Origin of the sequence: Janibacter terrae NBRC 107853, from assembly GCF_001591405.1 — a bacterium.
GTDB lineage: Bacteria > Actinomycetota > Actinomycetes > Actinomycetales > Dermatophilaceae > Janibacter > Janibacter terrae.
In genome coordinates, this window is sequence record NZ_BCUV01000007.1 from 165,141 (window position 1) to 181,140 (window position 16,000).

The following is a 16,000-nucleotide window of genomic DNA, read 5'->3' on the forward strand; positions in this document are numbered from 1 at the left end:
TCAGCCCCACGCGGCGAGCACCGCCGCTGCGGCGGCGCCCGGGTCGGCGGCACCCATGACCTCGCGCACGACGGCGACCCCGGCGACACCGGTCGCCGACAGCGCCGGGACGTCGGCGAGCGTGACGTCGCCGATCGCGATGACCGGCAGGCGCGTCGCCGCCACGCGCAGGGGGTAGCCCGCCAGCCCCACCGGTGGGCGACCGACGTCCTTGGTCGGCGTGGGGCGGAAGGGCCCGCTGCCGAGGTAGTCGGGTCGCGCGGCGCCCCTGCGGGACTCCGCCTCGCGGACGTGCTCGAGGGTGCCCGCCGTGAGCCCGACGAGCGCATCGCTCCCGAGGAGTGCCCGGGCCGCGGCGACGGGCAGGTCGGCCTGCCCGAGGTGGACCCCGTGCACGGGTGCACCGTGGCGGCGGGCGGCGTGGGCGACGTCGGCGCGGTCGTCGACGAGGACGCGGGTGGCCGGCGCCACCGCGGCGACCGCCCCGGCCACGTCGATGACGAGGTCGAGCAGCTCACCGGCGAGCAGGTGCTTGGCCCGCACCTGGATGACACCGGCTCCTGCGGTGGCCGCCGCCGCTGCGGCGGCCACCGTGGCCGGCCCGTCGCCCGAGGTCACGAGGTACGCGCGCCAGTCGATCAGCCCCATGCCAGCCGCACCTCCCCCGCGACCTCGTCCGCGCCCACCTCGTCGAGCGCGTCGAGGAGGCCGACGCGAAAGCTCCCGGGCCGCAGGTGCGCCACCCGCTCCGATGCCACGGTGAGCAGGGCGGTGGCGGCCACCGCTGCGACGAAGGGGGTCGCCACCGCCAGGTGTGCCGCCGTCAGCGCCCCCAGGAGGCAACCCGTCCCGGTGACCCGGGTGAGCAGCGGTGTCCCCGAGGAGATCCGGGCGGAGCGCCGGCCATCGGTCACGAGGTCCACCTCACCGGAGACGGCGACGACGCACGCGTGGTCGAGGGCGAGCGCCCGGGTCGCGCGGGCGGCCGCTTCGGGGCAGGCGGTGCTGTCGGCGCCGCGGCCCCCCGTCGTCCCGCCGGCGAGCACGAGGACCTCGGAGGCGTTGCCGCGGACCACCGACGGTCGCAGGGCGAGCAGCTCGCGGGCGAGGGGCGTGCGCACGGGCGCGATGCCGATCGCCGTCGGGTCCAGGACCCACGGCACGCCGCGCTCGGCCGCGGTCCGCGCCGTCGGGAGGAATCCGACCATGCCGTCCGTGCTCAGCGACCCGAGGTTGACCAGGAGGGCATCCGCGACGGTGACGAGGGTCGGAGCCTCCGCGGCGCTCTCGGTGAGCATGGGCCGCGCGCCGGCCGCGAGGAGCCCGTCGGCGACGAGGGCCCGGGTCACGGATCCGGTCGCGCCGTGCACGAGGGGCGCTCGCTCGCGCAGCGCCCCGACCGCGGCGGCGACCCGGGGCCGCAGGTCGTCCACGTCGCTCATCTGCCGGCCCCCACCGCGGCCCGCGCGTCGACGCGCTCACCCGCGACGACCCGGGCGAGGTCGCGGTCGAGGTCCGCGGGCGCGAGCCGTGGGCCGAGCGCACCGCACCCGGCGACGAGCAGGCCCGCGACGACGAGGACGGCGGCCACCGAGCCGTCGTGGCCGAGGACCCGCTCGAGCTGCGGGATCCACCACGGCCACAGCGCCGGTCCCACGATCGACAGCGAGTACGCCGTGCCGTAGCCGGTCGAGCGCACGTGGGCGGGGAACCGTTCGCACAGGTACGCGCCCACCGGTCCGTAACCGCAGACCGTGACGACCTGCAGGAGCGCGATGCCGACGACGAAGGGGAGGACGCCCGCGGTCATCGTGGCGACCCACAGGGCGGGCGCGAGCAGGGCGGCCGTCAGTCCCCAGCCGACGAGGAACCGGCGGCGGCCGACGAGCGTCGAGAGGTGGCCGGTCGTCGACATGACGAGGGCCTGGGTGACGGCGGCGACGCCCATGACGACGGCGACGGCACCGCCGGCGAGACCGGCGTCCGCGTCGAGCCGACCGGTGACCAGGATGACGACCATGTTGGTCATGAGCCACAGCCCGCTCATCAGCCCGAACATCTGCCAGAAGGCGCCCGCATACGCACCGCCGAGGACGGCGCGCAGCCCCAGGGAGGTGCGGGCCCTCCCTTCGCCCGCGAGCTCGCGCTCCCGCACGACGCCCGGCGCGTCGGCGACGCGCGCCGAGTAGTAGGCGAGGAGCGCCAGGCTCGCCAGGCCCCCGGCGACGAAGGAGAGGCGCCAGCCCCACCCGGCGTACGCGGCAGGACCGAGGAGCGCGATCAGTCCGGCGGTCGCGAAGGCGATCGTCGACTGCGCCCACGGAGCCATCGACATGATGAGGCCGGAGACGAGGCCACGGCGGCGCGGGGGCGACCACTCCATGGCGAGCGGGATGGCCGAGGTGTACTCCCCCGCGATGAAGACGCCCCCGACGAAGCGCAGCAGCACGACGAGCGCGATCGCGGCGGTCCCGACGCTCTCGTGCGAGGGGACCGCCGCGATGGCGAGGGTGCACGCGGCGGTGCCCGCGATGGCGACCTGGGTCGTGCGGGTGCGGCCCACCCGGTCGGCGACGCGACCGAAGACCATCGACCCGATCGGACGACCGAGCAGGGTGGCGACGACGACGACTGCCCCGGTGGTGACGCCGGCGTCCGGGCCGGCGAGGGTCGTGAGTGCGGGGGCGAGGGCGAGCACCGGGAGGAAGATGTGGACCTGGTCGACGTAGTTGCCGACGACGCCGGCACGCACGGCGGCCCGCCCGGCCGGCGGCAGGCCCGGGACGAGGCTCATCGGCCGGGCTCGCCGGCGACGTAGACGCTGGCGCCGAGCTCGACGAACTGGCGGGACTTCGCCGCCATGCCCGCCTCGACGACGGCACGCTGCTCCGCGGCCGAGCCGTAGGCGTCCCGGATGTCCTGGCTGATCCGCATCGAGCAGAACTTCGGGCCGCACATCGAGCAGAAGTGCGCGGTCTTCGCCGGTTCGGCCGGCAGGGTCTCGTCGTGGAAGGCCATCGCCGTCTCCGGGTCGAGGGAGAGCGCGAACTGGTCGTGCCAGCGGAACTCGAAGCGGGCCTTGCTCAGCGCGTCGTCGCGCACCCGGGCGCCCGGGTGGCCCTTGGCCAGGTCGGCCGCGTGTGCCGCGATCTTGTAGGTGATGACGCCGACCTTGACGTCATCTCGGTTGGGCAGGCCGAGGTGCTCCTTGGGCGTGACATAGCAGAGCATCGCCGTCCCGTGGCGGGCGATCTCGGCGGCACCGATCGCGGAGGTGATGTGGTCGTAGCCGGGTGCGATGTCGGTGACGAGCGGGCCGAGCGTGTAGAAGGGCGCACCGTGGCACCAGTCCTGCTCGAGGTCGATGTTGTCCTTGACCAGGTGCATCGGCACGTGGCCGGGGCCCTCGACCATGACCTGCACGTCGTGTTCCCACGCCCGCTGCGTCAGCTCGCCGAGGGTGCGCAGCTCGGCGAGCTGGGCCTCGTCGTTGGCGTCGGCGATCGATCCGGGACGGAGACCGTCGCCGAGGGAGAAGGCGACGTCGTAGCGCGCGAAGATCTCGCACAGCTCGTCGAAGTGGGTCCACAGGAAGGACTCCTCGTGGTGGGCCAGGCACCAACCGGCCATGATCGAGCCGCCGCGCGAGACGATCCCGGTGACGCGGTCGGCCGTCATGGGGACGAACGGCAGCCGCACGCCCGCGTGGATGGTCATGTAGTCCACACCCTGCTCGCACTGCTCGATGACCGTGTCGCGGAAGATCTCCCAGGTGAGCGCCTCCGCCTGCCCATCGACCTTCTCCAGCGCCTGGTAGATCGGCACGGTCCCGATCGGCACCGGGCTGTTGCGGATCAACCACTCACGGGTGGTGTGGATGTCGTCGCCGGTCGACAGGTCCATCACCGTGTCGGCGCCCCAGCGGGTGGCCCAGGTCAGCTTCTCGACCTCCTCGGCGATCGAGGAGGTGACCGCGGAGTTGCCGATGTTGGCGTTGATCTTCGTCAGGAAGGCCCGCCCGATGATCATCGGCTCGGACTCGGGGTGGTTGACGTTGTTGGGGATGATCGCCCGACCGGCAGCGACCTCGTCACGGACGAGCTCGGGTGAGCAGCCTTCTCGCAGAGCGACAAAGCGCATCTCCGCGGTGATCTCACCGCGCCTCGCGTAGTGCATCTGCGTGACCGTGCGGCCGCCCTCGGAGCGAAGGGGGGTCCGCTCGCGTCCGCGCCAGGCCAGCGAGGCCTCGCCGCGGCGCATGGCCGAGCGTCCGTCGTCGGCCAGATCGCGCGGGCGACCCTCATAGACCTCGACGTCACCGCGGGCCCGGATCCACTCGGTGCGCAGGTCGGGCAGACCGACCTGCGGGTCCGAGCCCGGCCCACGGGTCCGGTAGACGTGCACGTCCTCGTGGGGGGTGCCGTCCGGAGCCGGCGCCAAGGAGATCGCGGTGACCGGCACGCGGATGCTCTCGTCGTGCGGGTCGACGACCTCGACCCGACGGTGCTGGGGGTGGACTTCGGACTCAAGGGGTGTGCGCATGCAGCGCCTCCTCTTCCTTCGCCGGCATGATCCGGACAGGTTCAGACGGTCCGGACGGCATCAGTCCGATCTCAGCTCGTGCCCGAGCTCCCGTGGGGGTGACTAGATACAACCACATGGTTACGTTGGCGGCATGGCACCCCCTCTCCCCCGACCGCCGGTGGCCCTGACGATCGCAGGGTCGGACCCCTCGGGAGGTGCGGGCGTCCAGGCGGACCTCAAGACCTTCAGCGCGCTCGGGGCGTACGGCACGAGCGTGCTCACGGCCCTCACGGCGCAGTCCACGCGTGGCGTCACGAGGGTTCACGACGTGCCGGTCGCGGTGGTCCGCGCGCAGGTCGAGACGCTCGTGGCCGACGTCCGCATCGACGTCGTGAAGGTCGGGATGCTGGCCTCGCGGGCGCTCGTCGAGACGGTGCACGAGCTCCTCTCCCACGGTGCCCTGGGCGACGTGCCCGTCGTGCTCGACCCGGTCATGGTGTCCACCTCCGGGTCGCGTCTGCTCGCCGAGGGCGCCGTCGCCGCCGTGCGCGAGCTGCTCCCCCGGGCCGACGTCATCACGCCCAACGTCCCGGAGGCCGCGGTCCTGCTCGACGAGCCGGTCGCTGGGTCACCGGACGAGCTCGCGGACCAGGCCCGGCGCCTGCGCGAGCTCGGCGCACGCAGGGTGCTGGCCAAGGGAGGGCACCTCGCCGGCGACGCGTCCGTCGACATCTGGCTCGACGTCTCGGACCCGTTGCCGCTCAAGGCTCCTCGCATCACGACGGGGGCGACGCACGGTACCGGTTGCACGCTGAGCTCGGCGATCGCCGCCCTTCGTCCCCGACACGACGAGTGGCTGCCCGCGGTCATCGAGGCCAAGGCGTGGCTCACCGAGGCACTGCGTCACGGTGAGGCCCTCGACATCGGCCGGGGGCCGGGGCCGGTGCACCACTTCCACGAGCACGAGCGGTGGCGGGCGCCGGTCGGCGGGTGAGCCGCGTCCCCGGGGCCGGCCCTACCGCTCGCGGCGCCCGGCCCGCACCCAGCTGACCGCCATGGCCCCTGCCGCGAGCAGCCACGCCGTGACGGCGACCCACAGCCACGCCGCCCCGATGGCCTCGACGAGCGGCAGGGCGTCGGCCCGCCCGAGGTACATCCCGGCGACCGCGTACATGCCGAGCGGGAAGACGATGCTCCACCACGTGGACTCGTACCGCAGGGGGATGCGGTGCACGAGGTGGCGCCAGACGCCGACCGCGAAGAGCACGGGGATCAGCCACGTCGCCCAGGCCCAGCACAGGACGACGAGACCGGCGATGAGCCCCGAGGTCGCGTCCACCATCGGCGTCGAGTCCATCTCGACGATCTTGGCGCCCGCGACGACGGTGATCGCGACCGCACCCATCGAGACCCAGTACGGGGGGTTGAGGTCCTGCGGGCTGAGCGGGTAGAGCACGAGCCGCAGCGCGACGAAGACGGCACAGGCGGCGTAGAGGACGACCCCGACAGACCACGCGAGGACCGCGAGGACGGCGAGCGCCTGCCTCCCGGAGGTGACGACGGGCTCGAGCCCCGCGGCGGCCGCGGCGACCGACTGGCTGCCGACGACCCAGATGAACCAGGTGCCGTTGGCCTCCGTGAGCACGGGTCGCTCCGCCCGGGAGAGGACGGCGGCCCACGGCACCCCGTAGCCGAGGAGGACCCAGGCGGTCGTGGCAGCGACGAGGAGGACGGCGCTCACGCCGGGCGCGATCTCGATGAGCCGGACGGCGAGCACGCCCGTCCCGGCCACGACCGTGAAGTAGCCGAAGGCGAGCCGCGGGTCGTGCAGGTCGGCGAGCGCCCGCTCGCGGTGGCCCACGAGTCGGACGACGAGCGCGAGCACCAGGGCGACCCACGCCGTCGCGGCGACGACGAGCAGGACGGTCGAAGGGAGGGCCCGCCCCTGCTGGTCCATCCCGACCGAGACGATGCCGGTCGCCATGACGAAGGCGAAGGCTCCGGGTGGCAGACCCGCGACCGCCGAGCGCACGTGGTCCATGTCAGGCGTCGACGTCGTGCAGGTGGTGCTCGACGTCGTGCAGGAGGTAGCGGGCGAGCTGGGTGACGGTGAAGGGCAGGCCGTCTCCGCGCAGACCCGTCCGCTCCCAGTCGTCGCCGCGCACCCGGGCCAGGACGGCAACGGTGCGCTGCGTCTCGTCGGCGATCTCGCGCTCGACCTGCGCCGGGTCTGCGGCCCAGAACCGACGACGGACCGCCTCGGCCTCCCCGTCGTAGTCGGCGAAGGGAGCGCCCTGCGTCGCGAGCATCGCCTCGACCCGCTCACGCAGGACCCGGACGAGGTCACGGGAGTGGCCGGCGTACTCGACGGTCGACCAGACGCCGGGGGCCGGTCGCTCGCCGGCGTCCGGGCGCTGCAGCGCCGTCGCGAAGCGGCGGGCAGCGGTCTGCAGACGCTCGCCGGTCAGCACGGGGTCGTGGGGGGCGTACCCGCACTCCCGGCACCCGTCGTCCACGACGAAGGTCCAGTCGCGGGCGTCGGGCGTGGCGGGAGGAGGCGTGGCGTCCATGACCGCCATGGTGCCACTCGGGCTCTTTACTGAATGCTTAACCTCCACCACACTGGTGGGCGTGGCGAACGACCCCACCACCGAAACCCTCGCGACGGTGGTCGAGCTCGTGACCCGGGTGGGCAGTGCCTCGCAGGAGCCGGACCAGCGACTCGAGGTCATCGTCGACCTGCTGGCCGAGCGTCTGCACTCCGGCGTGGGCCTGATGGTGCACGGCGCGCCCGACGGCTACGCCGTGCGGGCGGTCGGTCGCGCCGCCACGCCGCACGCGCGACAACGCATGGGCGAGGAGATGCGCATCACCGGCGCCCCCGACCCGCTCCTCGACCCCTTCCGCCAAGGGATCCTCGAGCCGACGACCGCGGCGCGCGCCCACGGCGGCCAGGAGACCTGGCAGGCGAGCGCCAAGTGCATCGGCAGCATCGAGATCTGGGGCATCAACCAGGTCGCAGCCCTGCCGGTGAGGGGTGGCGTGGAGTTCGTGGCCTTCCTCATCGGGCGGTACGGCGAGGACTACGACGACGACGACCTGGACCTGCTGCGGTCGGTCCAGCCGGTCGTCGCTGGTCTGGCGCAGCTCCTCGAGCCCGAGCACCTGGCCGGGCCGAACCTGCGGGTCGCCCGTCTCACGGCGCGCGAGGAGGAGGTGTTGCGGCTGCTTGCCGGCGGGCACAAGGCCAGCTCCATCGCGCGCCGGATCGGGTGCTCCCAGCGGACGGTGCACCGGCACCTGTCCAACGTGTACGGCAAGCTCGACGTGGGCGACCGGCTGACGGCGGTGACCCGGGCCCAGCAGCTCGGCCTGCTTGCGGAGGTTCCGGTCTTCGAGCTCGAGCCCTCCGACGACGGGACGCGTTGACCGGCCGCCCACCCCCGCGCCATGGGTAGATGTACCCATGGCGAGGCCCGGCGGCTCAGCGGTGTGCTTGGACCCGTGACCACCGGACGGGCCGGTGGCCCGGGGAGAGGAACCATCCGATGTCACGCACCATCCTGCGCAGAACCCTGGCCGTCACGGCCGGCGCGGCCGCACTCACCTTCGGCGTCGCCAGCACGGCCAGCGCCCACCACTGCTACAAGGTCGACTGGAACGAGAAGGCCTAGGATGAGCGAGACCGGCACCACCACGGAGCCGCTCATCCACAGCAAGGCGACCGCCGGGGGCGGCGCCGCCCACCAGGGCAAGACCGTCAAGCCCTTCGCCTACCTCGGGGACGCCGACTTCGCGATCCTCGAGGAGGGCCTCGGGATGGCGATCGAGCAGTGCATGGCCGACCAGGCCTGATCGCGTCTGGTGGTCGGGCGGCCGGGATCAGTCCTCGACGAGGGGGACGAACCGGTAGCGACCGTGACGGGTCACGGTCGCGCCGCCCGGCCCCCGCACCACGCGCAGCATCTCGCCGGCGACGGGGATGACCATCACCCCTCCGGGACCCAGCTGCTCGACCAGCGCGTCGGGCAGCACGTCGGGCTCGGCGGAGACGAGCACACGGTCGAAGGGGGCCCGGTCCGGGGCTCCCAGGACGCCGGTCTCGGCCTGCTCGACGCGCACCCAGGCTCGGGGGTCGAGGGCGAGCGCGTCCCGGGCCGCTGCCACCAGCTGCGGGATGCGCTCGACGCCCAGGACGCTGCCGGAGGGGCCGACGAGCTCGCCGAGGATCGCCGCCGTCCAGCCCGAGCCGCTGCCCACGTCCAGGACGTTCTGGCCCGGGCGCACGTCGAGCAGGCGCAGCATCGCCAGGACGGTGCGGGGCTGGGAGTTGGTCTGCTGGTGCCCGATGGCCACGCGGGCGTCGAGGTGGGCCGAGCGTCGACGTGCCGGGGGGAGGAACCGCTCACGCGGACAGGCGCGCATCGCGGCCTCGACCCGGTCCGGACGCTGCATCCTGTGACCTCCTGACGCCGACCCGGAGACCGTCAGGCGAAGAGCGCGGCGAGCCGGTCGAGGGAGACCTGCAGCCGCTCGCTCGTCGTGCGACGGGCGCGGGCGAGGCGCCGCTCGTCGGTCAGCTCGCTCCAGTCGTAGGTGTGGGTGACCTCGGTGCGGCCGTCGTCGGTCGGGGTGAGCTCCCAGCGCCACAGGTGGCCGGGAGGCACGCTGCCCGGCTCGGCGGGTCGCCAGGCGATCCGCCGCCCCTCCTCGAACTCGACGACGTGGTTGTCCCGCCGCATGCCGTCCTTGGTGAGGACCATGACGAAGACGTCACCGACGGCCCGGACGCGCTGCCCCGACGGCGCCTCGGCGAGGTTGTCGTTGCCGTCCCACGCGGGTTGGCGGGCCGGGTCGGCGATCTGCTCGAAGACCGCCTCCGGGGGCGCGTCGACGACGGCGGTGGCACTGACGACCTTGGTCTCGTCCATGGCACCCACCCTAGGGCGGACGTCAGTCGGTGACCGCGATGACGATCTTGCCGTTGGCGGAGCCGCTGCGGCTCAGGGCGAAGGCGTCGGCCACCTGCTCGAGGGCGAAGGAGCGGTCGATCTCGACCGCGAGCCGCCCGGCGGCGACCTCCTGCAGCAGCTGTGCCAGACGCTCGCCGTCGGGCCGCACCCACACCCACCGGCCGCCGTGCTCCTCGACGGTGGGGTCGGCGACCGAGGCGAGGCGGCCCCCTTCGCGCAGCACGTCGAGGGAGACGTCGAGGACCCCGCCCACGAGGTCGGCGACGGCGTCGACCCCGTCCGGGGCCACCTGCGTGAGGCGCTCGTGCAGCCCCTCCCCGTAGGCCACCGGCGTCACCCCGATCGCCGTCAGGCGGTCGTGGTTGGCGGGCGACGCGGTGCCCAGCACGGTCGCGCCGGCGGCCACGGCCAGCTGCGAGGCCAGGTACCCGACGCCTCCGGACGCGGCGTGGACCAGGAGGGTGTCCCCCTTCGTCACGGCGAGCGTCTCGAGGACGCGCAGAGCGGTGAGCCCGGTGAGCGGCAGGGCGGCGGCGACGTCGTCGCCCACCTCGTCCGGGACGGCCGCGACGTCGTCGGCCATGACCGTCACGTACTCGGCGAAGGTCCCGGCGGAGACGATCTGCTTGCGCGCATAGGAAGCCACCCGGTCGCCCTCGGCGAGGTCCGGGGTGTCCGGGCCCACCGCGTCGACGACGCCGGCCACGTCCCACCCGGGGATGACGGGGAAGCTCGCGTCCATGAGGGCGTCGAGCCCGCCGGACATGACCTTCCAGTCCACCGGGTTGACCGCGGCGCGGGTCACGCGGATGCGGACCTCACCGGGCCCGACCTTGGGGACGGGCAGGTCCGCCATCCGCAGCTCGTCGTCGTCGCCGTACCGGTCATACGTCATTGCTCGCATGGTGGGGTCAACCGCCCGATGGGGCGTGGGCATTCCGGACGGGGCTCAGTCCGCCTTCTTCACGACGCTGGACTTGAGGAGGATCTCGCCGAAGGGAGCCACCTTGGCCTCGAGGTCGTGCCCGTCACCGCGGTCGGGGATGATCCGGATGCTGCGGACCTTCGTCCCGATCTTGAGCACGCCGCCGCCGGATCCCTTGACCTTCAGGCCCCGGACCACGGTGACGCTGTCGCCGTCGACGAGGACGTTGCCGACGGCGTCCTTGGTCACCGGCTCGGCCGCGTCCGGGCCCGGCTGCGACGCGTCGTCGGGCGACCACTCGTGGGCGCACATCGGGCAGGTGAGGAGTGCGCCGGACGCGTAGGTGAACTCGCCCGCGCACTCGGGGCACGCCGGCAGCTGGTCGCTCATGGGTCCGGACTCTAGCCTGAGGTCATGGCCCTGAGGATGGACAACGTCGGCATCGTCGTCGAGGACCTCGCCGCGACGGTGGAGTTCTTCCGTGAGCTCGGTCTCGAGCTTGAGGGCGAAGGGGAGGTCGCGGGCGAGTGGGCCGGTCGCGTCACCGGTCTGGGCGACCAACGCGTCGAGATCGCGATGATGCGCACACCGGACGGCCATGCTCGCCTCGAGCTCAGCCGCTTCGTCGAGCCGGCCGTCATCGCCGACCACCGCACTGCGCCGGTCAACGCGCTGGGCTACCTGCGGGTGATGTTCGCCGTGGACGACCTCGACGTGACGCTGGAGCGGTTGCGGGCCAAGGGCGCCGAGCTCGTGGGCGAGGTCGAGCGGTATGAGGACGCCTATCGGCTCTGCTACATCCGCGGTCCCGAGGGCATCCTCATCGGCCTGGCCGAGGAGCTCGGCTGACCCGTCCGGGCCCGGCTCCCTCAGGCCAGGAGGTTCCCGCTCAGGTGGACCTCCACGTCGTGGGCGTGCGCGAGGTCGACGAGCCGCGGAGCGATGTCGGCGAAGGACTGCGGTGACAGCGGGAGCGTGAGGTCGCGCAGGGCGCTGCGACCGTCGACGAGCTCGAGCTCGATGGACCGCCGCCCGTCACGCATGCCGAGCCCGGTGCCGGCCGTGCGGTCGAGGCCGCCCTGGACCGCGGCTCGCAGGCGGTACCCGGGATCGAGCCGGGCGAGCGCGTTGGTGCGGCGAGCTCCCGGCAGATGGCTCCCGAGGGTGAGCGAGGAGATCTCGTCCCAGTCGATGTGGGGCTGGCCGACGCTGACCATCCCGTCGAGGACGACGAGCCCGTCCAGACCGCGGTCGTCGACGACGACCAGGGCGTCGGCCTGCCGGGACTGCCGCAGGACCTTGGTGAGCACCTCGACGGCACTGACCACTGTCGCGAGGGCCAGCAGGAAGAAGAAGATCCCGAACCCACAGCCGACGATCTTGCCGGCGAGGTCCAGCTGCTCGAGGGAGCCGATGACCATCCAGACCCCGAGGGCGCCCAGGGCGATCATCAGGAGCGTGGCGAGGCCGAAGCCCACGAGCTGCCGGCCGGCGCGACCCGGGTCGTACCGCAGGCTCAGCCGCTCACCGCTCCACGTGCTCACGGGTCGAGCGTAGGGCCGCGACCTCCACTAGCGTGACGGGACCGATCCTCGGCAACGGCGCCGGGGCCGACCTGGAGGCAGTCATGGCGAACCGGACGTACAACATCAGCGAGATCGTCGGCACGTCCCCCGACGGGGTGGACGCGGCCGTGAGGAACGCGATCTCCGAGGCATCGCAGACGCTGCGCAACCTCGACTGGTTCGAGGTGCAGTCCGTCCGCGGTCACGTGCAGGGCGACCAGGTCGCCGACTGGCAGGTGACGATCAAGCTGGGCTTCCGGCACGAAGGGTGAGCGGGGGCGGCCACGGGGCCGAGGCGGCCGTCGCGGAGGTCCTGGAGCGCGGGCGGACGGATCCGGCGGCGGCGCACGTCTTCACGCGGACGTATGCCGCGGATGCCCTGGCCGCGGCTCGCGCGGCGGACGTTGCCGCCCCGGGGCCCGAGCGCCCCCTGGCCGGCCTGCCGGTCACGATCAAGGACCTCTTCGACGTCGCCGGCGAGACCACGCTGTCCGGCACGTCCGTGCGCCGGGGGTTGCCCGCCGCCGAGGCCGATGCCGTCGTCGTGGCGCGCCTGCGCCGGTCCGGCGCAGCGATCACCGGACGGACCAACATGGTCGAGTACGCCTTCGGCGGGGTGGGCCTCAACCCCCACCTGGGCACCCCACGCAACCCTGCGGACCCCGACGTGGCGCGCGTCCCGGGCGGCTCCTCGTCCGGTGCCGCGGTGTCGGTGGGGCTGGGGCTGGCGGTCGCTGCCGTCGGCTCGGACACCGCCGGGTCGGTGCGGATCCCCGCAGCCCTGTGCGGACTCGTCGGGTTCAAGCCCACCCAGCGGCGGGTGCCGCTGACCGGGGCGGTCGAGCTGTCCCGCTCGCTGGACTCGATCGGGCCGATCGCCCACTCGGTCGCCGACTGCCTCACCCTGGACGCCGTCCTGGCCGACGACCCGCTCGACGTGGCCGCGCGTCCGTTGTCGGGCATGCGGCTCGCGGCTGCCACGACGCTCGTCCTCGACGACCTCGAGCCGGCGGTCGCCACGGCCTACGAGCGGGCCCTGCGGATCCTCGCCGATGCGGGGGCGAGCGTCGAGGAGGTGCCGCTGCCGCAGCTCGGCCGGATCGCGGAGCTCAACCAACCGGCCGGCCTGTCACCGATCGAGTGCTACGCCGCGCACGGAGAGCTGGTCCGCTCCCGTCACGACGAGGTCGACCCCCGCGTCTGGCAGCGGATGGCGCCGGGGCACGGGATCAGCGCGGCCGACTACCTCGCCATCCAGGACCGCCGCGCGCGGTGGATCGCCGAGACCGAGCGGGCGCTCCCTTCGACGCCGTGCTGTGCCCGACGGTGCCGATCGTGGCGCCGGCGATCGCCGAGCTGGAGGCCTCCGACGAGGCCTACTTCGCCGCGAACCGGCTGCTCCTGCGCAACCCCTTCGTCGTCAGCTGGCTCGACGGCTGCGCCTTCTCGCTGCCCTGCCACGCGGCCGGAGAGCTGCCGGTCGGCCTCATGGTCGCGGGACCCCGCGGCACCGATGCCCGCGTCGCCGAGGTGGCCCTGGCGGCCGAGCTGGCGCTCGCCGCGCGCTGAGCGGGTGCGGGTCAGACGTTGAAGCGGAACTCCACGACGTCACCGTCGACCATGACGTAGTCCTTGCCCTCCATGCGGACCTTGCCGGCGGCCTTGGCCTCGGCCATGGACCCGAGCCGGTCGAGGTCCTCGAAGGAGACGACCTCGGCCTTGATGAACCCGCGCTCGAAGTCGGTGTGGATGACACCGGCCGCCTTGGGGGCGGTGTCGCCGCGGTGGATCGTCCACGCGCGCGACTCCTTGGGGCCGGCGGTGAGGTAGGTCTGCAGGCCGAGCGTGTTGAACCCCTTGCGCGCCAGCTGGTCCAGACCCGGCTCGTCGATGCCGACGCTCTCGAGGAGCTCACGCGCGTCCTCGTCGTCGAGCTCGGCGACCTCGGACTCGAGCTTGGCGTTGAGGAAGATCGCCTCGGCCGGCTCGACGAGCGCCTGCATCTGCGCCTGCAGCTCGGTGTCGGTCAGCTGGTCCTCGTCGACGTTGAAGACGTAGAGGAAGGGCTTGGTCGTGAGGAGACCGAGCTGGGAGGCGATCTTCATGTCGACCCCGGCGGCGGCCCCCTTCGCGAAGAGCGTGTCGCCCGCCTCGAGCACCTCGCGGGCGGCGAGCGCGGTGTCGAGGACGTCCTTGTCGGTCTTCTTGCCCTTGACCTCCTTCTCGATCCGCGGGATCGCGGACTCGAGGGTCTGGAGGTCGGCGAGGACGAGCTCGGTGTTGATCGTCTCCATGTCGGAGGCCGGGTCGATCTTGCCGTCCACGTGGGTCACGTCGTCGTCGACGAAGGCGCGCACCACCTGGCAGATCGCGTCCGACTCGCGGATGTTGGCGAGGAACTTGTTGCCGAGGCCCTCCCCTTCGCTCGCGCCACGGACGATGCCGGCGATGTCGACGAAGGAGACCGTCGCGGGGAGGATCTTCTCGCTCCCGTGGATCTCGGCGAGCCGCTTCAGGCGCGCGTCCGGCAGCGGGACGACGCCGACGTTCGGCTCGATGGTCGCGAAGGGGTAGTTCGCGGCGAGGACGTTGTTCTTCGTCAGGGCGTTGAACATCGTCGACTTGCCGACGTTGGGGAGACCGACGATTCCGATGGAGAGTGCCACGGGGACAGGAGTCTAACCGCGCGAAGGGGGATCCCCCGCCTCGCCCGTCCCCGCGGCCACCCAGCGGTGGAGCACGACCCGCAGGACGCACCAGATCGCGACGAAGAGGAGGAGCAGGCCGACCAGCCGCGGCCACGACCCGCCGGAGGTCGCGAGGACGGGCACGTAGATCAGGACGCAGACCACAGGGATCGCCGCGAGGAGCAGCGCGAAGTCCTTGGCGGTCTCCCGACCCCACATGGACCAGAAGGGCAGGCGCGTGGTCCGCCGCGGCAGCTGCACGTCCTCGAGCGGGTCGTCGCTCACGCGTCCTCCGGCGGGGTGGAGTTCTCGAGGTAGGCGGTGGCGTCGACGGCGCCCATGGCGACCTCCGCGACCATGGCCGCGGTGTACGGGGCCACCCGCTCGGCGACGGTCTGCGCGTCGGCCCAGTGGACCGCCTTGATCTCGCGTGCCTGGAGCCGGGCGTCGGCGAGGACCTCCTCCGGGACGTGGCCGAGGTCGAAGAGGCACAGCAGAGCGTCATCCCAGCCGCGGTAGGGCGGCAGCCAGTTGACGGCGAGCAGTCCCCGGACGGTGACGTCGAGGCCGAGCTCCTCCCTGACCTCCCGCACGACGCAGTGGGCCGGCGACTCCCCCGGGTCGACGATGCCGCCGGGCAGGTCCCAGTCCTGCTTGTAGACCAGCTCGCACAGGGCGATGCGACCGCCGTCCGTGCGCAGGACCCCTTGGGCGATGAGCCGCTTCTTGGGCAGGCGGGCGTTGAGGACCGTGTTGAAGGCGAGGCGCCCGGCCTCGGTCCCGAGGTCGGGACGAGCCGTCGAGGCCTTGACCTGCTCCTCGGTGGGCTCGTCGCGCGTCATGGCCCCGAGGCTACCCGCGCTACTCCCCCAGACGGCCGTCGATGCGCTCACGCAGCAGGTCCGCGTGGCCGAGGTGCCGGGCGTACTCGTCGATCATGTGCCCGAGCAGGGAGCGCAGGTTCCACTGCCACCCGCTGTGGTCGACGAAGGCCCGACCGCCTCGCCCCACTCACCGTCCATGTTGCCCGGACCGCGGAAGAGGGTAGCGACGTCCTCCCCTTCGACGCACTGGCGGAACCACCCGCGCTCGACGCGCGCCATGTGGCGGACGAGCCCGAGGAGGGAGATCGTCGACGGCTCCACCGCGCGCTCGGCGAGCTGCTCTGGGCCCAGCCCGGCGCACTTGGCCTCGAGCGTCTCGCGCTGCCGCCGGAGGTACCCGGTGAGCATCGTGCGCTCGTCGCCCGCGAGGTCCTGGGGCGAGCGGGGGTCGCGTCCGCTCGCGTCGACGAGTCCTTCGGCGCGCTGGGTGTCGCTCATGGCT

General features: G+C 73.1%; 23 protein-coding genes and 1 riboswitch. Of the genes, 7 read left to right on the forward strand and 16 right to left on the reverse strand.

From position 1 onward, the window contains the following. From JT1_RS10250 to thiC, 4 genes are all read right to left on the reverse strand, one after another. Nucleotides 1-648 (reverse strand): thiamine phosphate synthase, encoded by a 648-nt coding sequence (locus JT1_RS10250; RefSeq protein ID WP_068325846.1) that lies wholly within the window; start codon nt 646-648, stop codon nt 1-3. After that, entirely contained in the window at nt 639-1,442 is an 804-nt protein-coding gene (gene thiM / locus JT1_RS10255) for a hydroxyethylthiazole kinase (RefSeq protein ID WP_068325848.1), read from the reverse strand. The genes JT1_RS10250 and thiM overlap by 10 nt, the downstream gene beginning before the upstream one ends. Then, entirely contained in the window at nt 1,439-2,794 is a 1,356-nt protein-coding gene (locus JT1_RS10260) for an MFS transporter (protein WP_082807611.1), read from the reverse strand. Before JT1_RS10260 ends, thiM begins: the two co-directional genes overlap by 4 nt. Further along, on the reverse strand, nt 2,791-4,542 hold the full coding sequence (gene thiC / locus JT1_RS10265) for a phosphomethylpyrimidine synthase ThiC (protein WP_082807612.1): 1,752 nt from the start codon (nt 4,540-4,542) through the stop codon (nt 2,791-2,793). The genes JT1_RS10260 and thiC overlap by 4 nt, the downstream gene beginning before the upstream one ends. Then, nucleotides 4,537-4,646, reverse strand: a riboswitch (TPP riboswitch). Its footprint overlaps the gene before it by 6 nt. Before the next feature lie 29 nt (nt 4,647-4,675). On the opposite strand from thiC, the gene thiD reads away from it, so the two are divergent. Then, nucleotides 4,676-5,518 (forward strand): bifunctional hydroxymethylpyrimidine kinase/phosphomethylpyrimidine kinase, encoded by an 843-nt coding sequence (gene thiD, locus JT1_RS10270; RefSeq protein WP_068325852.1) that lies wholly within the window; start codon nt 4,676-4,678, stop codon nt 5,516-5,518. A gap of 21 nt (nt 5,519-5,539) precedes the next feature. Here the strand turns inward: thiD and JT1_RS10275 are convergent, their stop codons facing one another. Then, nucleotides 5,540-6,565 carry a tellurite resistance/C4-dicarboxylate transporter family protein gene (locus JT1_RS10275; RefSeq protein WP_068325857.1) on the reverse strand — a complete coding sequence of 342 codons (1,026 nt, stop codon included), beginning with the start codon at nt 6,563-6,565 and terminating at the stop codon, nt 5,540-5,542. 1 nt (nt 6,566) lies between these two features. Beyond that, nucleotides 6,567-7,094, reverse strand: coding sequence for a DinB family protein (locus tag JT1_RS10280; protein ID WP_068329031.1), 528 nt, complete (start codon nt 7,092-7,094; stop codon nt 6,567-6,569). 61 nt (nt 7,095-7,155) lie between these two features. On the opposite strand from JT1_RS10280, the gene JT1_RS10285 reads away from it, so the two are divergent. The 3 genes from JT1_RS10285 (at nt 7,156) to JT1_RS10290 (ending at nt 8,379) form a co-directional block, all read left to right on the forward strand. After that, nucleotides 7,156-7,953: a helix-turn-helix transcriptional regulator gene (locus tag JT1_RS10285; RefSeq protein ID WP_068325860.1), complete on the forward strand. Its 798-nt coding sequence runs from the start codon at nt 7,156-7,158 to the stop codon at nt 7,951-7,953. Nucleotides 7,954-8,072: 119 nt separating this feature from the next. Further along, nucleotides 8,073-8,198 carry a hypothetical protein gene (locus JT1_RS18940; RefSeq protein ID WP_255218306.1) on the forward strand — a complete coding sequence of 42 codons (126 nt, stop codon included), beginning with the start codon at nt 8,073-8,075 and terminating at the stop codon, nt 8,196-8,198. Nucleotide 8,199: 1 nt separating this feature from the next. Then, nucleotides 8,200-8,379, forward strand: a complete 180-nt coding sequence (locus JT1_RS10290; protein ID WP_068325865.1) for a hypothetical protein — start codon at nt 8,200-8,202, stop codon at nt 8,377-8,379. Between the two features lie 27 nt (nt 8,380-8,406). Here the strand turns inward: JT1_RS10290 and JT1_RS10295 are convergent, their stop codons facing one another. Genes JT1_RS10295 through JT1_RS10310 form a run of 4 tightly spaced genes read right to left on the reverse strand, consistent with a single transcriptional unit; the run spans nt 8,407 to nt 10,812 of the window. Next, nucleotides 8,407-8,979 carry a protein-L-isoaspartate O-methyltransferase family protein gene (locus JT1_RS10295; RefSeq protein WP_068325872.1) on the reverse strand — a complete coding sequence of 191 codons (573 nt, stop codon included), beginning with the start codon at nt 8,977-8,979 and terminating at the stop codon, nt 8,407-8,409. A gap of 32 nt (nt 8,980-9,011) precedes the next feature. Next, nucleotides 9,012-9,455 (reverse strand): SRPBCC family protein, encoded by a 444-nt coding sequence (locus tag JT1_RS10300; protein WP_068325874.1) that lies wholly within the window; start codon nt 9,453-9,455, stop codon nt 9,012-9,014. Between the two features lie 22 nt (nt 9,456-9,477). After that, nucleotides 9,478-10,401, reverse strand: a complete 924-nt coding sequence (locus tag JT1_RS10305) for an NADP-dependent oxidoreductase (RefSeq protein ID WP_068325876.1) — start codon at nt 10,399-10,401, stop codon at nt 9,478-9,480. Between the two features lie 45 nt (nt 10,402-10,446). After that, nucleotides 10,447-10,812 (reverse strand): zinc ribbon domain-containing protein YjdM, encoded by a 366-nt coding sequence (locus JT1_RS10310; RefSeq protein ID WP_068325878.1) that lies wholly within the window; start codon nt 10,810-10,812, stop codon nt 10,447-10,449. Nucleotides 10,813-10,836: 24 nt separating this feature from the next. Here JT1_RS10310 and JT1_RS10315 point away from each other — a divergent pair, with 24 nt between their 5' ends. Next, the gene (locus tag JT1_RS10315) at nt 10,837-11,271 is read left to right on the forward strand and encodes a VOC family protein (protein WP_068325880.1); all 435 of its coding nucleotides are present in this window, start codon (nt 10,837-10,839) and stop codon (nt 11,269-11,271) included. A gap of 20 nt (nt 11,272-11,291) precedes the next feature. On the opposite strand, the gene JT1_RS10320 is transcribed toward JT1_RS10315, so the two are convergent. After that, on the reverse strand, nt 11,292-11,966 hold the full coding sequence (locus JT1_RS10320; protein WP_068325883.1) for a hypothetical protein: 675 nt from the start codon (nt 11,964-11,966) through the stop codon (nt 11,292-11,294). 83 nt (nt 11,967-12,049) lie between these two features. Here JT1_RS10320 and JT1_RS10325 point away from each other — a divergent pair, with 83 nt between their 5' ends. Together JT1_RS10325 and JT1_RS10330 are read left to right on the forward strand one after the other, a co-directional pair. Then, nucleotides 12,050-12,259 carry a dodecin gene (locus JT1_RS10325; protein WP_068329033.1) on the forward strand — a complete coding sequence of 70 codons (210 nt, stop codon included), beginning with the start codon at nt 12,050-12,052 and terminating at the stop codon, nt 12,257-12,259. Further along, a complete protein-coding gene (locus tag JT1_RS10330) occupies nt 12,256-13,578 on the forward strand; it encodes an amidase family protein (RefSeq protein WP_218005583.1) in 1,323 nt (440 codons plus the stop codon). Before JT1_RS10325 ends, JT1_RS10330 begins: the two co-directional genes overlap by 4 nt. On the opposite strand, the gene ychF is transcribed toward JT1_RS10330, so the two are convergent. The 5 genes from ychF to JT1_RS18950 are packed head-to-tail and all read right to left on the reverse strand — an operon-like array spanning nt 13,568 to nt 15,996. Then, on the reverse strand, nt 13,568-14,653 hold the full coding sequence (gene ychF / locus JT1_RS10335; RefSeq protein ID WP_068325886.1) for a redox-regulated ATPase YchF: 1,086 nt from the start codon (nt 14,651-14,653) through the stop codon (nt 13,568-13,570). The genes JT1_RS10330 and ychF overlap by 11 nt on opposite strands. 12 nt (nt 14,654-14,665) lie before the next feature. Continuing rightward, nucleotides 14,666-14,959, reverse strand: a complete 294-nt coding sequence (locus JT1_RS10340) for a hypothetical protein (protein ID WP_068325889.1) — start codon at nt 14,957-14,959, stop codon at nt 14,666-14,668. Next, nucleotides 14,956-15,516 (reverse strand): NUDIX domain-containing protein, encoded by a 561-nt coding sequence (locus tag JT1_RS10345; protein WP_068325894.1) that lies wholly within the window; start codon nt 15,514-15,516, stop codon nt 14,956-14,958. The genes JT1_RS10340 and JT1_RS10345 overlap by 4 nt, the downstream gene beginning before the upstream one ends. 19 nt (nt 15,517-15,535) lie before the next feature. Further along, nucleotides 15,536-15,613: a mycothiol transferase gene (locus JT1_RS18945; RefSeq protein WP_255218344.1), complete on the reverse strand. Its 78-nt coding sequence runs from the start codon at nt 15,611-15,613 to the stop codon at nt 15,536-15,538. After that, nucleotides 15,610-15,996 (reverse strand): mycothiol transferase, encoded by a 387-nt coding sequence (locus tag JT1_RS18950; protein WP_255218307.1) that lies wholly within the window; start codon nt 15,994-15,996, stop codon nt 15,610-15,612. Before JT1_RS18950 ends, JT1_RS18945 begins: the two co-directional genes overlap by 4 nt. Nucleotides 15,997-16,000: the final 4 nt, after the last annotated feature.